This is a genomic window from Kribbella alba, assembly GCF_039529635.1.
In the GTDB taxonomy this organism is placed as follows: domain Bacteria; phylum Actinomycetota; class Actinomycetes; order Propionibacteriales; family Kribbellaceae; genus Kribbella; species Kribbella alba.
In genome coordinates, this window is sequence record NZ_BAAANE010000004.1 from 469,559 (window position 1) to 484,903 (window position 15,345).

Annotated in this window: 15 protein-coding genes; 2 read left to right on the top strand and 13 right to left on the bottom strand. The window is 67.9% G+C overall.

All coding sequences use genetic code 11. The features are described from left to right. Nucleotides 1-2: 2 nt before the first annotated feature. From ABD210_RS08930 to ABD210_RS08980, 11 genes are all read right to left on the bottom strand, one after another. Complete coding sequence (locus ABD210_RS08930; protein ID WP_344110498.1) at nucleotides 3-1,055, bottom strand: pyridoxal-phosphate dependent enzyme; 1,053 nt, start codon at nucleotides 1,053-1,055, stop codon at nucleotides 3-5. Then, entirely contained in the window at nucleotides 1,052-2,608 is a 1,557-nt protein-coding gene (locus tag ABD210_RS08935) for an ABC transporter ATP-binding protein (protein ID WP_344110499.1), read from the bottom strand. The genes ABD210_RS08930 and ABD210_RS08935 overlap by 4 nt, the downstream gene beginning before the upstream one ends. After that, on the bottom strand, nucleotides 2,605-3,414 hold the full coding sequence (locus tag ABD210_RS08940) for an ABC transporter permease (protein WP_344110500.1): 810 nt from the start codon (nucleotides 3,412-3,414) through the stop codon (nucleotides 2,605-2,607). The genes ABD210_RS08935 and ABD210_RS08940 overlap by 4 nt, the downstream gene beginning before the upstream one ends. Continuing rightward, on the bottom strand, nucleotides 3,411-4,349 hold the full coding sequence (locus tag ABD210_RS08945; protein ID WP_344110501.1) for an ABC transporter permease: 939 nt from the start codon (nucleotides 4,347-4,349) through the stop codon (nucleotides 3,411-3,413). The genes ABD210_RS08940 and ABD210_RS08945 overlap by 4 nt, the downstream gene beginning before the upstream one ends. Further along, nucleotides 4,350-5,879 carry an ABC transporter substrate-binding protein gene (locus ABD210_RS08950; protein ID WP_344110502.1) on the bottom strand — a complete coding sequence of 510 codons (1,530 nt, stop codon included), beginning with the start codon at nucleotides 5,877-5,879 and terminating at the stop codon, nucleotides 4,350-4,352. Nucleotides 5,880-7,421: 1,542 nt separating this feature from the next. Further along, nucleotides 7,422-7,985, bottom strand: a complete 564-nt coding sequence (locus tag ABD210_RS08955; protein WP_344110503.1) for an NADPH-dependent FMN reductase — start codon at nucleotides 7,983-7,985, stop codon at nucleotides 7,422-7,424. A 93-nt stretch (nucleotides 7,986-8,078) separates the two neighbouring features. Then, nucleotides 8,079-8,573, bottom strand: a complete 495-nt coding sequence (locus tag ABD210_RS08960) for a MarR family winged helix-turn-helix transcriptional regulator (protein WP_344110504.1) — start codon at nucleotides 8,571-8,573, stop codon at nucleotides 8,079-8,081. 48 nt (nucleotides 8,574-8,621) lie between these two features. After that, a complete protein-coding gene (locus ABD210_RS08965; protein ID WP_344110505.1) occupies nucleotides 8,622-9,605 on the bottom strand; it encodes a CopD family protein in 984 nt (327 codons plus the stop codon). Then, on the bottom strand, nucleotides 9,602-10,114 hold the full coding sequence (locus ABD210_RS08970) for a copper resistance CopC family protein (protein WP_344110506.1): 513 nt from the start codon (nucleotides 10,112-10,114) through the stop codon (nucleotides 9,602-9,604). The genes ABD210_RS08965 and ABD210_RS08970 overlap by 4 nt, the downstream gene beginning before the upstream one ends. 2 nt (nucleotides 10,115-10,116) lie before the next feature. Then, nucleotides 10,117-10,788, bottom strand: coding sequence for a YcnI family copper-binding membrane protein (locus ABD210_RS08975; RefSeq protein ID WP_344110507.1), 672 nt, complete (start codon nucleotides 10,786-10,788; stop codon nucleotides 10,117-10,119). 56 nt (nucleotides 10,789-10,844) lie between these two features. Beyond that, nucleotides 10,845-11,456, bottom strand: a complete 612-nt coding sequence (locus ABD210_RS08980) for a hypothetical protein (protein ID WP_344110508.1) — start codon at nucleotides 11,454-11,456, stop codon at nucleotides 10,845-10,847. 80 nt (nucleotides 11,457-11,536) lie between these two features. On the opposite strand from ABD210_RS08980, the gene ABD210_RS08985 reads away from it, so the two are divergent. Next, complete coding sequence (locus tag ABD210_RS08985; RefSeq protein WP_344110509.1) at nucleotides 11,537-12,373, top strand: ROK family protein; 837 nt, start codon at nucleotides 11,537-11,539, stop codon at nucleotides 12,371-12,373. 319 nt (nucleotides 12,374-12,692) lie between these two features. Here the strand turns inward: ABD210_RS08985 and ABD210_RS08990 are convergent, their stop codons facing one another. Further along, complete coding sequence (locus ABD210_RS08990) at nucleotides 12,693-13,439, bottom strand: TetR/AcrR family transcriptional regulator (protein ID WP_344110510.1); 747 nt, start codon at nucleotides 13,437-13,439, stop codon at nucleotides 12,693-12,695. A gap of 61 nt (nucleotides 13,440-13,500) precedes the next feature. Here ABD210_RS08990 and ABD210_RS08995 point away from each other — a divergent pair, with 61 nt between their 5' ends. Next, nucleotides 13,501-14,328, top strand: a complete 828-nt coding sequence (locus ABD210_RS08995; protein ID WP_344110511.1) for an alpha/beta fold hydrolase — start codon at nucleotides 13,501-13,503, stop codon at nucleotides 14,326-14,328. Here the strand turns inward: ABD210_RS08995 and ABD210_RS09000 are convergent. After that, entirely contained in the window at nucleotides 14,318-15,340 is a 1,023-nt protein-coding gene (locus ABD210_RS09000; protein WP_344110512.1) for a metallophosphoesterase, read from the bottom strand. The two genes, ABD210_RS08995 and ABD210_RS09000, sit on opposite strands and share 11 nt — an antisense overlap. Between the last annotated feature and the right edge of the window lie 5 nt (nucleotides 15,341-15,345).

Sequence of the window (15,345 nt, forward strand, 5' to 3'; positions counted from 1 at the left end):
CCTTAATGCGACGGGGTCGCAGATGGGAATTCTTTGCGTCGGGTCCAGGCTGACTCACGGCGGTCCCAGGACATGGCGGACCAGGGCACGGCCAGTTCATCCAGGGATTGGATCTCGCGGGGGCGCATAGCGTCCATCGGGTGCGCCTCGGCATGACGAGCAAAGGCCGACTCGACGTAGCGCGTGCCGGTGTCGGCTGCCAGAAACACGTGGGTGCGACTGCTGTCGCAGGTGTGTTCCCACAGCGCTGACAAGTACGCCGCGCCCGCCGACAGCCCGGCGAAGATCCCGGACGTGCGAAGCAGGTCCACCGCCGCCGACATCGCATAGTCGAACGACACCCAGTGCATCCGGTCGTACAGCTCGTGCCGCACGTTCCGGAACTCGATCGAGCTGCCGATCCCGGCGATGATCATCTCGGGGTCCTGCGTGTGCCCCGCCCCGAAGGTGATACTGCCGAACGGCTGCACGCCGACCAGGTTCACGTCGCGCCCGCGGTCGCGCAGATACTCCGCGATCGCACCGGTGGATGCCCCCGTGCCCACACCGCCGACGAGGCACAGCGGTCCGTTGGGAACCATCTCGTCGACGAGATCCGCGACCGCGCCGTACCCGAGATAGTGGATGTCGTCGTGGTACTGCCGCATCCAGTGGTACGACGGGTTGTCGCGCAGGATCTCGCCGATCCGCCGCACCCGGAGGTTCTGGTCCAGCTGCAGGTTGTTCGACGACGGCACCTGCTCGACAGTCGCGCCGAGGATCTCCAGCTGGATCCTCAGTGTCCGGTCGACCGTGGTGGACCCGACGATGTGGCACCTCATCCCGTACCGGTGGCACGCCAGCGCGAGCGCGTGCGCGTAGATCCCGCTGGAGCTGTCGATCAGGGTGTCCCCCGGCTGGACCGCGCCCGTCTCGAGCAGATGCCGGACAGCACCCAGCGCGGAGTACACCTTCATCGTCTCGAACCGCAGGCAGATCAGGTCGTCACCGACCCGGATCGGGTCCGGATCCTTGATCGCCTCCGCCAGATGATCGTGTAATCGGGAAGGCTTCATCGCTGCGGTTCGCTCCTCGTGTCGGCACAATTGGTCAGCACGGGCGGAGATTGCCAGCCGACCCGGGCGGCCCTCACCAGTCGCCGGGTCAACTCTGTTCTGGGTTCGGTCATCACTGTTGCCGGTGGCCCCTGTTCGACCACCCGACCGGCATCCAGCACGAGCACATGGTCGGAGACCGCGGCGACGAGGCCGAGGTCGTGGCTGATCCAGACCAAGGCGGTCCCCTGATCCTTCATCTCGTTCAGCAGCTCGACCACGAGCGCAGTGCCGTGCTCATCGAGCGCGGTGGTGATCTCGTCACACACCAGCACGTCGGGTCGTGCCAGCAGCGCCCTCGCCAGAGCGGCTCGCTGGAGCTCTCCCCCGGACAACTGGCTCGGTGGTCTGGCCGCGACCATCGCCGAGACTCCCAGCCTGGCTAGGACTTCCACGGCCTCGGCACATGCTTCCCCGCGATCGAGTCCCCGCAGGCGTTGGGCCGTCCGTGCGACTTGTTCGTCGACCCGCCTGCGCTCGTCGAACGAGCCGCGGACTTCCTGCCAGACGTACTGGACCTGACGGACCTGCTCAGCCGACCTCTTACGCAGTACTGGAAGGTGCTGGCCGGCCAGGGTGATACGGCCCGTGTAGCGCTCGTGCAGTCCGGCGAGGCATCGCGCCAAGGTTGTCTTGCCGCTGCCGGAACGGCCGACCACCCCGACGCATCCACCGGGCAGCACAGCAAGATCGACCTCCAGCAGGATCGGGCCGCGCCCGCGAGTGCGCAACGAGGCGGACAGCTTCATTGCCTGGAGCAACGGCTTCGTGCGGCCCGTGGTTCCCGACGGGGAGGCGATCCCTGTTGCAGCTGGAAGAACATCCGTGCCGCCCGCATCGATCACTCGGCCGGCAGCGAGTACTACGACGTGCTGCGCCAGGGCGCGGACGAGGTCGAGATCGTGACTGAGCAACAAGATCCCCAGACCTCGCTGGGCAAGGTCTTCCAACTCGGAGACCAGTTGCAGTCGGGTGATCGAGTCCAGGCCCGTGCTCGGCTCGTCCAAGATCAGCACCTTCGGGCCACAGGTGAGGGCTTGGGCCAGCGCGATCCGCTGCCGCTGACCGCCGGAGAACTGGTGCGGGAACCGCCGCAAGGTTGCTGGATCGCCCGCAACCTGCGCTGCTCTGAGAGCTTCCTGGACAACCTCTTCACCCGGGCGATGCAGCCTGGCCAGCTCCCGCAGTCCGGCGCCGATCCGCCTCGCGGGGTTGAGCGCACTGCCGGGATGCTGCGGCATGTAGGCGACCACACGGCCCTTGACCGCGGGTGCTGACCGGCTAGGACCGTTGTGGTCGACAACCACCGTGCCGTCGACTTGGACCTGCCCTGTCAGCGTTACGCCGTTGCCGTGCTCGCCGAGCAAGGCCAGAGCCGAGGTCGTCTTCCCGGATCCCGAGGCGCCCACCAGCGCGGTCACCTGGCCCGGCCAGACCTCGAAGTCGACACCGTCGACCAGAATGGCGGTTCCCGCGACCGCCGCCAATCGCGTGACCTTCACCAGCGGCTTCATCGCTGGGCCTCGGCGAGTTGCTTGGAACGATGGACGAGGCGGTCGGCCAACAGGTTGAAGCCGAGCGTGAATGCAACAAGCATCATCGCCGGCGCGATCACCGCCCACGGCTGCAGCAGCACGCCTTCACGGTTGCGCGAGACGCTGACCGCCCAGTCCGGTGCGGTCGGGCTCAGCCCCAGCCCGAGGAAGTTGACCGAGGCAACGAGGAAGACAGCCAAGGTGATCCTGGTGCCGAGGTCGGCGGCAACAGGACCGAGTACTGCGCGGCCGACATGGCCGAGGTGGATCCCGACCCAGCTCTCCCGCTGCATCCGCAACGCCTCTACCACGGGTCCACTCGCAGCATCCAAGGCGGCCGCCCGAACCAGCCGGGCCACGGTGGGAACGTTGACCATGGCAACGGCCAGCGTGATCGCGGGCGGGGAGGCACGCCAGCCGACGGCGACCACGCTGATCACCAGCAAGGACGGCAGCGGCAGGAGTACGTCCAGCGGCCGGATCAGCGCCTCGTCGATCCACCGATGCCGGGTGGACGCCGCGACCAACCCGATGACGCCGCCGACGAGATAGGCGACCACCACTGCCCCGAGCGCCATGCCGAGCGCGGTCCGGCCGCCGACCAGCAGGAGCTCGAGTACGTCGCGGCCGAGCCCGTCCGTTCCCAGCCGGGCACCTCTTTCATAGGGGAGCCCGGGTTTGGCGTGAAGCTTGACCAGCGGGCCGAAAATCGCCACCAGCAAGGGAATCGCGACGAGCGTGGCCGACACGGCCAACGCCGAACGATTCGCAGTACGGGCTCTCATCTGAGCAGCTCCGTGCGCGGCACCAGGCGGTTGCAGACAAGGTCAGCGCCGAGGTTGATCACCAGCGCGGCGACCGCCAGGACCAGCGTCAAGCCCTGCACGACCGGCACGTCCCGGGTCTCGACCCCGTCCACCAACGCCGTCGCGAACCCGGGGATCGCGAAGATCGCCTCCACGACCAGCACACCGCCGAGCAGGGTGTCGCCGGTCCGGGCCAACTCCTGGACTCCGGGGACCGCGGCATTCGGCAACACGTGCCTCAGGAGCAACTGCCGTCGCGGTACGCCGAGGCGCCGGGCCTGCACCACATAGTCGGCGTTCAGCGCGTTGATCGTGCCGGCCCGGACCTGACGCGAGAGCAGGCAAACGGTCCTGCCGAGCAGCACCGCGACCGGCAACACCAGCAGCGCCGGGCTTGCCAGCAGGTCGCCGCCGACCCACGTGGCCGGCAGCCAGCCGAGTTTCAAGGAGAACAGCGTGACCAGGACGACCGCGATCACGAAGTCGGGGATCGCGCTCAGTGCCAACGTGATCGAGGTGATCGTGCGGTCGAGCCGACCGTTTTCGCGGGTGCCCATGACCAGGCCTAGAGCAACAGCGAGCGGGATCACGACGGCCAGCGTCGCGAGCGTCAGGACCAGCGTCGCCCCGACCGAGGACTTCACGATGTCGAGCACCGGCCCGCCACTGATCATCGAAGTACCGAGGTCTCCTGTCAGCACGTCGCCGAGCCAGTGGCTGAAGCGTTCGACGGCCGGTTCGTCGAGGCCGAGTTGCGACCGCAGCCGGGCGACCTGGTCAGGCGTCAGCGTCTCGGTGAACCGCATGTCGGCGGCGTCGCCCGGCAGCAACGCGGTCAGCACGAAGACCAGGACGGACAGAACGGCCAGCTGGACGACCGCCAAGGCAGCCCGCTGAGCGGCGTACGACCGCATTCAGGCCAGCCACACCTTGTCGAACCGGCCCGAGTCCAGAGTGTTCGGCGGCACCGCCTGAACACCCTGCACCTTCGGGGAGATGGCGACGAGGAAGTCCGGATGCCCCCACGCGATGATGCCGCCCTCGTCCCGCAGCGTCTTCTGCAGTACCCCGTACTTCGCCGCTCGCGCCGGCTCATCGGTCAGCACCTGCGCGGCCGCGAAGGCGGCATCGAAGGTCGGCCTGCGCCAATGCGTCACGTTGAACGGCGACTTCGACAGCAACCGGTCGGTGATGTACTGCGGGATCGGCATCGCGCCCGACCGGTGGCTCCCGATCAGGCCCTGGGTGAGCAGGTCCTTCGCATAGGTCTGTGCGCTTCCGGTGACCACCTTGAGCTTGAGCCCGGCCTCCCCGACCTGCTGCGCGAACAAGGTCGCCGCCTCGACGAACCCGGCCGAGGCATCGGAGCTGAAGAACTGGAGCTCCTTGTTCAGCAGACCTGCCTTCTTCAGCAGCCCCTTCGCCTCCTCGACGTTCCGCTCGCGCTGCGGCAGGTCGGCGTAGTACTGGAAGCCCTTGCCGAACAGGTCGTTGCCGACGACACCCCGGCCGGCGAGCACCACGTCGACCAACCGTTGCCGATCCGCGAGCAGCTTGAAGGCCAGCCGTACGTCGGGGTTGTCGAACGGGGGCTGGTCCACCTTCATCACGAAGGCCTGCGTGGTCGACCCCTTCGCGGCGACGATCTTCACCGACTTCCCGGCTTCGGCGGTCCGGGCGAAGGTCGCGGTCATCTCATTCGCGTACTCCGCTTGGCCGCCCTGCAGCGCATTCGCCCGGGCCTCGGCGTCGGCGGACAGGACCTGGAGCTCCTCGATCCTGGCCGGGCCGTCCCAGTAGTCGTCGAAGCGGCTGGCCACCATCGACCGACCCGCCTCGAACGAGGCGAACCGGAAGGCGCCGGTGCCGATCGGCTTGGTCGGATCCTTGAATCCGTTGCGGACGATCTGGGTGCCGATTCCGGCCAGCAGGGCAGGGAATTCCGCGTTCGGGGCGGTCAAGGTCAGCTCGACGGTCTTCTTGTCGATCGCTCGGCAACGCTTGAGGTCGAGCGAGGCGAGCGATGACTGGGCGACCCGCTCAGGCGCGGCCGGATCGGTGATCCGCGCCAGGCTGTAGAGCACGTCTTCCGCGGTGAGCTTCCGGCCGTCGTGGAAGGTGGCGTCCCGCAGCGTGAACCGCCAGGCCGCGGCCTGCGCGTCCGGCTCCCACTTCTCCGCGAGCCGAGGCACCGGCTTCAGATCCGGGCCGAGTTCCACCAGCTTCTCGAACATCGCCTTGTGCCGCGCGATGTCGACGAACAAGCTCTGCAGATGGGGGTCGAGAACCTCCTTGGCGCCACCGCCGGCGAAGACCGCCCGCAGCCGTCCACCGGACGTCGGAGCCGCCGCCGGGGTCTCGTCCGCCCCGCAACCACTGACCGCCGCAACGGCCAAACTACCTGCCAGGCTTAGAAATCCTCGTCTGTTCAGAGCTTCGGACATCCGCATTTCCTTCACGGTGAGGGGGCTCCGACGAGGAGTGGTCGCCGGGTCGAATCCTGCCGTTAATGAAAATAGTTGTCAAATTCAGGCGCATCTGAACGGACGCAGATCATTCTTCCGGCAGACCCCGCCCCCACGACGCCCGTAACGGCGTGTCACCGCTCACTACCCGGATGTACTCCTAGTCACAGCCGCCTGAACGCTCCGCCGCCCCGCCCCCGGCCACGCCGCACCCCGGCCCCACTACCCGGCTCGACTCACCGGCGCATCCCCACCACCCGGCTCGACCCGCCTACCCACCCCAACTACCGGCTCGACCCGCCTACCACCGCCACCACTACCCGGCTCGACTCACCGGCGCATCCCCACTACCCGGCTCGACTCACCGGCGCATCCCCACTACCCGGCTCGACTCACCGGCGCATCCCCACTACCCGGCTCGGCGCGCCGGTTCGCCGTCACGATTTCGGCGCGTCGACCCGGTAAGTCGGGCAAGGTCGGCGGGTCGATCCGGGAAGTGGGCAAAGTCGGCGGGTCGATCCGGGAAGTGGGAACGACGTCAGCGGGTCGATCCGGGAAGTGCGAGGCGACCTCCAGCGGCGAGTCGAGACGGGTAGTGGAATCCATGCCCGGCTCGGCGCGCGGCGGACCTCCACTGCCCGGCCTGACTCACCGGCGGACCCCCACTACCCGGCCCGACTCACCAACCCACCCCCAACTACCCGGCCCGACTCACCGGCGCATCGCCACTACCCGGCTCGGCGCGCCGGTTCGCCGTCACGATTTCGGCGCGTCGACCCGGCAAGTCGGGCAAGGTCGGCGGGTCGATCCGGGAGGTGGGAACGACGTCAGCGGGTCGATCCGGGAAGTGCGAGGCGACCTCCAGCGGCGAGTCGAGCCGGCGAGTGGAATCCATGCCCGGCTCGGCGCGCGGCGGACCTCCACTACCCGGCCTGAGTCACCGGCGGATCCCCACTACCCGGCTCGGCGCGCGGCGGACCTCCACTACCCGGCCCGACTCACCGACACATCCCCATTACCCGGCCCGACTCACCGGCGGGCCCCCACTACCCGGCTCGGCGCGCCGGTTCGCCGTCACGATTTCGGCGCGTCGACCCGGCAAGTCGGGCAAGGTCGGCGAGTCGAGCCGGGAAGTGGGAACGACTTCGGCGCGTCGACCCGGCAAGTCGGGCAAGGTCGGCGAGTCGAGCCGGGAGGTGGGAACGACATCAGCGGGTCGATCCGGGAAGTGCACACGGCGGGTCGAGCCGGGAAGTGGGAACGACGTCCGCGGGTCGATCCGGGAAGAGCGCACGGCGGGTCGATCCGGGAAGTGGTAGATCGTGGTCGACCGGGAGCCTGCCAGCGAAACGTCGCGGCTGGCGACCGCGATTGAAGTGCCGATGGTGGATTCCTCGGCGGCCGAACTCTGCGGCTGGAATGTGCCGGCGCAGTTCCTGGCCAAGCTGGCTGAACGGGCGACCGACGGCGGCGGCTGGTTTGGGGCGTTGAGCCGCCGCCAGGTCAGGCGGTGCGAAGGGGTCAGGCGGCTTCGCGGACCGTGGCGAGGGCGTTGCTCCAGGAGACGACCTGGTCGAGCATGGTGCCGACCTCGGCGACGTGGTAGTCGGCCGGGGTGAACTCGCTGTAGTTCTTGAAGTCGGTGATCAGCGAGAGGGTGACCTGGTTGCGGACGTCCGCGACCTTCAGCTCACCCATCACCAGGCGCAGGTGCTCGACCGCGCGGGCGCCGCCGACGGCGCCGTAGCTGACGAAGCCGGCCGCCTTGTTGTTCCACTCCGCGAACAGGAAGTCGATCGCGTTCTTCAGCGCGCCGGAGGTGGAGTGGTTGTACTCGGGGGTGACGAAGACGAAGCCGTCGAACTCGGCGATCTTCTCCGCCCAGGCCAGCGTGTGCGGCTGGGTGTACTGCCCGGCGGACGGCGGGATCGCCTCATCCAGGTGGGGCAGCTTGTAGTCGGCGATGTCGACGAGCTCGTACTGCGCGTCGCTGCGCTGCTTGGCGATGTCCAGCACCCACTTGGCGACGGCTTCGCCGTTGCGGCCGGGCCGGGTGCTGCCGAGGATGATCGCGATCTTGGGCATGAAAGTTCCTTCACAAGGGAGGGTCTGCGCACCAATTGGTGACGTATCACCAAAGTTAGCAGATCGGGTGGACACGTCAACCAAGGTGTCCGGTCAGTAGTCCCCGGTGCCGTCGTCGACCCGGCAGGGGTCGTGGGCGGGCAGCCCGGCCAGCACGCGGTCCATCAGTTCGGCGAGTTGGTCCTGCTCCTCGCGGGTGAGCTTGTCGAACACGTACGCCCGGACCGCCTCGACGTGGTCCGGCGCGGCCGCCTCGATCGCGGCGCGCCCGGCGTCGGTGAGCCGGACCATCGAGCCGCGGGCGTCCGACGCGCACTCCTCGCGAGCGACCAGTCCCCGCTTCTCCATCCGGCTGACCTGGTGGGACAACCGGCTCCGCTCCCAGCCGACGGACCGCCCGAGGTCACGCGTCCGCAGTACGCCGTGCTCAGAGGTCGACAGCGGGTGCAACAGCGCGTAATCCGCGCCCGACAGACCGGAGTTGCGGATCAGCCGGTTCTCCAGCTCGGTCGTGAGTTCGCGGAACGCGTCACGGTACGACTCCCACAGATGCGCCTCCCGCGCATCCAGCCACCGTGTTTCAGTCATCCCACCATCGTACTTGGACCTGTTGACGTATCACTGAGTCCGCGCAGCTCAGGGCGTCCGGGAAAGAGCGACGGCCAGGCCGACGGTGGCGGCCATCAGGCCGAGTTCGACTGCGGCGAGTCGCCAGAAGGCGGCGGGCCTGTCGGCGGCCAGGGCGGGGAGGGTGGCACGGCGGTGCCACCAGCCGATCGAGACCAGTACGGCGAACGCGGCGGCCTTGGCGAAGACAAGCGCGCCATAGCCGGTGGTCACCCATTGGGTGATCAGCCCCCAGCCGTCGTCGCGGCCGCCAAGGTGGATCTCGGCTGTCAGCAGTCCCGTGACACCGATTGAGACAGCGCAGATCAGTGCCAGCCGGCTGAACCTCTCGACCGCCCCGATCTCGCCCCGGGCGTAGCGCAGCAGCGAGCCGAGACCGCCGATCCAGGTCGTCGCCGCGAAGACGTGAATGACCAGCGAGGCGGTTGCCAGCACGGACCAGAAGGCGGTTCGCTCGATCGCGCCATGCCCGGTCAACAGCGGTGCGGTCAGAGCCGCGGCCGCCAGGACCAGAGCTACTCGCGCGGTTGCGACGGTGCGGCAACCGCTGAGTACCACTGCGAGGACTGCCGTGAAGACGACTGCAACCGCGAGAGCCCTTACCTGGTTGAGAGAACCGGCGTCAGCGGCCCTCGCGGTCAGCTCCGACAAAGGGATGCCGAGGATCACGGCCGCGGTGACGATCAAGCCGCCGATGCTCGCGACTGCCCACATGCCTGCGGCGAACGCGGCGTCCTGGCAAGCCCGAAGCCCTTGTTCTCCGAGCTCTCCATTCGTTGCTGGGAGCAACACGACGGCCGCGAGCACGGCACCACCCGTCGCGATGGCAGCCGCGTCACCCAGCAACCGCAGTACGGGGACGGCCCATGACACCGCAGTACCGGCACCACTCAGGCCGGCGGGAACAGGCTTTGGTGCGCCACCAGCCGCGAGCAGGGCGACGACCATCACCAGTACTGCGAGCGCCAGCAGGTGGCTGGTGCGAATCCTCATTCGGGCCCGGGCTTGCGGCGCACGATCACGACGGCCAGAGCAACGACCACAAGCATCACCAGCGCCATCACGGCGATCACCACGACGTTCGAATTGCCCTGCTCGTTCGCCGGACGGGTGGCAACGGCAGGCTGCGCGCCGTGCCCGGCATGGGTCACGGTGAAGCTGCCGGTGACGGTGATCGGGTGGCCGTCGGCGGACACGATCCGGGCGTCGACGGTGTACTTGCCGACCTCGGTCAGTGCTCCGACCGGCTGGGTCACCTTGTTGTCGAGCACCTGGATGTCGCCGGTGGCGAAGTTGGTGCCGCTGGGCGACTTCACCTGTACTTCGGCGCCGGTGCTGCCGACCGGTTCGTTGAAGGTCAGTACCACTTGGGTGGGCGGGACGCCCATGGTCGAGCCATCGGCCGGCGTCATCGATTCGAGTTTGGCGTGCGCCGCTGCCAACCCGGTGGAAGCCACCAGGGTGAGCAGCGACGCCACCAGCACGGCAGCTAGCCGACGCATGATTACGACTTCGCCTTGCGCGGCCGCAGACCGAATGCCAGTCCGATCAGGCCGACCAACAGCCCGGCACCGCCGAGCACCCGGGCCAGGGTGTCGGGCTTCGCGTCACTGGTCGTTGCGGCCACGGGGGTGATCGCAGTGGTCAACTTCAGTGACGGTGCCGGGTGTTCGGGCTTGTCGGCGGCGTCATTCGCGATCTCTTCCCACTTGACGACCTCGCCGTCGCTGTAGGTCTGCACCGCCGGGAAGTTGAGCGAGTCGACCCCCTCGGGCAACCGGCCGACCGACAGCGCGAACTCGTCGAAGTCGTTCGGCGGCACTCCGCCCGCCGCGGCGGTCCAGGTGACCGTGGTGATCGCCTCGGACAGGTTGACGTCGCCGACCTTGACCGGCGCGGCCAGTTTCTCCTTGGTCTTCTCGACCTTCCAGCCGTCCTTCACCTGCGCGCCGACACTGGCGAACGGGTGATCCTTGGGCAGCGAGACGACGAGCTTGGTGGTGCCGGCCGTGTCGGATTCGCTCGGAACCCGGAAGACCAGCTTGGCGTAGCCACCCGGTTTGGCGTCGGGCGACGACACCGTGACGTGGGCCGACGCCGAACCAGCCGCGCCGGCGAAGACCAGCGCGGAGGCCGCGCCGATCGCGGCAGCGCGCAGTACGAATTTCTTGGACATGGGGACCTTTCACGGACACACGAGTTCACCCGGCCGCGGGTGTTCCCGTGACCGGATCAGGACCAGGCTGCTCGTACTGCGGGTGGCCCGCGCCTCGAGACGTTGGAGGTCAGCCAACGCCGCGTCCGATGCGGAAGCTCCGGTACTGCGCTCAGCACCCGGCCGACGGCTGGTACGACGATCAGCCCGGCGGGGAGTTCCGGAACCAGCCGCGCCAGGATCCGCAGTACTCGTGCGGCCCAATCGTGCGCGCGGCCGATCAGCACCACCCCGGCCAGCAGCACCAGCAGGTGAGCCGCGGCCATGGTCAGCGCACCGCTGAATCCCATGTGCATCGGCGGCTCGGTTGGCGTTGGCGTTGGCATGGGCATCGGCATGTCGTGCATCTGGCTGTGGCCGGTTGGCATATCCATTGCGGCGGGCGGCGTCTCGTGCGCGGAATCCAGGGTCAGGTGGACGACGAGCTGGACCCCCGCGAGAACCGCGATCGAGAGGCCGCGCCGACCGGCCAGGAACTCACCAAGCAGCCAGCAGGCTCCGGCGAGCGGCAGGAGTTGCGGAACTACGGCCAGAGGCACGGATCCGTCCGAGACCAGGACATGCCCGGCCACCGCGAACGCGACGCTCAGCGTCACGACAGCGGAAGGCGCACTCGTCTCGGCACGCAACCGGTCCCCCTTCACCCTTGCCGCTCAACCATAGTTCCAAGACCGCTGCGCGCGGCAACCGTTCAGGCATGATGGTCCGCATGAATGCGGGTGTGGCGGTGCTGGAGCTGGGCGGCAGTCACGTCACGGCGGCGGTGGTCACGCCGGGCGGCTGGGATGTCGAGATCGTGCACCGCGCGAAGCTGGACTCGCAAGGCCCGGCCGGGAAGATCCTTGCCCAGGTCACCCAAGCCGCCGATCAGTTGCCGCTGGCAAACGGTCTGGTGGTGGCGCTGCCGGGCCCGTTCGACTACGAGACCGGCGTCGCCTGGTACCGCGGGGTCGACAAGTTCGACGCCCTCTACGGGCACGACCTGGGCAAGAGCCTGCGAGACCTGCTGAAGCTCGACCGGGTCGTGTTCGTGAACGACGCGGAGGCGTTCGCGGTCGGCGAGTGGACCGCCGGGGAACTGCGTGGGCTCGACCGCTGCGTCGGCATCACCATCGGAACCGGGATCGGCTCGGCCTTCCTGCTGAACGGACGAGCGGTACGGGATGGCGAGACGGTGCCGCCGGGTGGCGAGCTCTACCGGACGTATTTCGACGGATTCCCGCTCGAGGACTCGATCTCGACTCGCGCGATCGTCCGCCAGTACCGCAAGGTCAGCGGGCTGCGGGAGGTCGGCGTCCGCGAGATCGCGAAGTCGGCCCGCCGCGGTGAAGCGGCCGCGGAGGACGTGATCGACGATTCCTTCAGGGCGTTGGCTGCTGCCCTCGGACCTTGGATGGAGCGGTTCGGCGCCACCCGTGCGGTTCTCGGTGGTTCGATCTCGGGCGCTTTCGACCTCGTCCAGGATTTCTTCCCGCTGCCCTGCTCGGTGACCGCCGATACCGAGCACTCCGCGTTGATCGGGGCGGCCGCGCACTGGTTACGGTGAGGCCATGCCGTCCCGCAAACCCGCTGCCCGGATCGCCGTACCTCGACTTCGTACCCAACTCGACGCCGCGTCGGTGGGCCCGGACGGGCTGGACGACGAGGACCGGTTGACCGAGGTCGCGCTCGACGAGCAGGACCTGAGCGAGGTCGTCGCCGAGCACGTGGAGCTCAGCCACGATCGCCAACTCGTCGCCCATCGACAGCCTGGCCGTCGCCGCCGCGATGGCATCAGCGCGAGGATCGCCGTCTACCTCCACCGTGCTGCTGAGACCGGCAACGCCCCATCGGGCGCAACACCTCAGATCTACGGCGAACCCTCCTTAGTCCGACCTCGCCTCGACTCCGTCCAGGAGCAAAGTGATGGCACCGGTGAAGGATTCCTCGGCAGCCTTGAGCCAGGGCTGGTCACCCGAGCGGGACTGGCGGCGGGCGATCGCGACGCTCTCCGGGAAGCGTTCGGCGAAATCTGGCGCGACCGCGTCGAGCGCCTTCGCCCGTTCGGCCCACCACTCAGCCCCCTGCTCCGACTCGGCCGCCGCCTCGACTTTTCGCTTCGCGGCCTCCCGCACGATGCTGTAGAGCGCGCTCGTCACCGAAGGACGGACCGCCGTCGCAACACCCGCGCCCGCAAGGATCCGCAGCAGTCCTTCGAGCACCTCCTGTTCATGAGGCCCCAGCGCTGGCCGGGCCTGGGACACCTCCAGCAACCACGGATGCCGCGAGTACAACTCCCGCAACCGCTCGGACCAGGTCAAGATCGCCTTCCGCCAGTGCCCCGTCTTCGGCGGACCTGACAGCTCGGCATGAACCTGGTCGTACATGAGCGTGACGAGCACGTCACGCCCGGGGACGTAGGTGTAGAGCGACATCGCCGTACGGTTGAGCTCCCGGCCGACGGCCCTCATGGTGACCCCGCTCAACCCTTCGCTGTCGGCGATCCCGATAGCGGTGGTGACGATCTCCCCGACGCTGGTCTTCTGACTCGGACCGCGCTTGGGCGACGCCGCCTTGCCCCAGAGCAGCTCGAGCGTGCGCATCGCCTCGCCCTGGCCGGCGTACTCGGTCACTTTTCTCCTTACGCCGTACAGTGTTAATCTGAAGAACACTATACAACGTAAGGAGTAATAGGTGATCGTCACGCTGCACGACGGATCGACCATCGACGTGGAGATTCAGGGGCCGGACGACGCGCCGAACCTGCTGTTGCCGGTGAACCCGGCGGCTCCGGTCGAAGGGCCCGAGACCGAGCAACTGCGAGCGTGGGGAGCCGATCCGGCCCTGGGTCATTCACTGGTCGAGGGATTCAGCCGACGATTCCGCGTCATCGCCTTCGACTACGAAGGTCACCTCATGGCCCACCCGAAGCCCGCGACCCTCACCCCGGACAATCTCGTCGCCGATCTCTTGGCCATTGCGGACGCCGCAGAGGCCCCGACCTTTGCGTACTACGGTTACAGCTGGCTCGGCATGTCCGGCCTTCAGTTGGCCATCCGCACGGATCGCCTGACTGCGTTGGCGATGGGCGGATACCCACCCCTCGACGGTCCGTACGAAGCTATGCTCCAGGTCACCGAAGCCACCCATGCCATGGCGGGCGCCCCAGTCGCCGACTCCGGGGTGGAAGCCGGCGACTGGGACAGCGTGCAAGTTGCCCTGAGCAAGGATCAGACTCAGCAGTTCGCCACGCTCTACCGTGCACTGCGGTCCTTCGACGACCATGCCGCGCAGTCCAGGATCACCTGCCCGAGACTTTGCATCGTCGGCAGCGCAGACAACATCCAGTACGGCGATCGCTGGGGCAACGCCCTCGTCAGCATCGGCGCGGCCGTCGAGAGGAACAAGCAACAACTCGAACAACTCGGCTGGACCGTGCACCTGCTTGCCGATCTGGACCACATGCAAGCGATGCAGGCCACCCGGATCCTGCCGCTGGTTGAGCCCTGGCTCAGGAGCTGAAAGGCACCCGGGTCCAGCTCAGCACGGCCTTGCTGTGCGGGTCGATCGTCACGCGAAGGTAGTTGTTCACCGCCGTTGATCCGTCGATGGTCACCCGCGACAGGTTGGTCACCGGCTTGGTCACGCCGTACAGCGAAAGCCACTTCGACCCGGCGGCCAGCGGCTGGTCGCTGTTGTACACATGGCTGTCACCGTTGAACAGGTAGACCGGTCCGGGGAAGGCCGAAGCCTCCTGCGCAAGAGCCTGCACGATCGGCTGGAAGGCGAAGTAGTCCGCGTACGTCGGGTTGGTCACCGTCGGGTCGAACATGTCGGCCTGGGTGAGGATCACCACCGACTTGTTGTGCTCCTGGCGAGCCTGCGCGAACGTGTCGCGGATGTTCTGGATGACGGCGGCCGTGCGGCCGAGCACCTCGGCGGTCTGCTCCGGCGTCGGCGCGGTCTTGCCCGTCCAGGGCGCGAGGCTGTTGTTGCTGCCCACGACGTGCACCGCTGCGAAGGCGACATCGTCCCGGGTGAACCGGACGTCCTCGGGAATGCCCTGCGCGGCCTGGGTGGTGACCTTGGCCGGGTGCTGACCCAACGTCTGACCAGGTGTCGGGAAGAAGGTCGACCGGATCTTGGCCAACCGCTCCAGTGGGTTGTACGACCCGTTGTTCGCCCGGTGGCAGTCGGTCCACTCGTTGTCGCCGACGGTGTAGACGAGCGGGTCGGCAAACTTGTCGAACTGCGTCTTCACCTGCGCGAAGTACTCGTCGGTGCACTGCGACGAGCCGTCCTTGATGTCGCCGAGGTGACTGACGAGCTTGACTTTCGGATCGGCGTTGAGCTGCTGGACCACCTTCGGGAAGGCCGCGATCTGGGTCGGTCCGTAGGGGATGTCGCCGATCACGGCGAAGGTGTAGGAGTCATCGGTGTGGCCGCCGCTGCTGGCGGTGGCGGACGGGATGCCGATCGTCAGCGCGACCAGGGCGACGCAGGCGGAGATGACAGGGGTACGACGAACTCTCACGACTA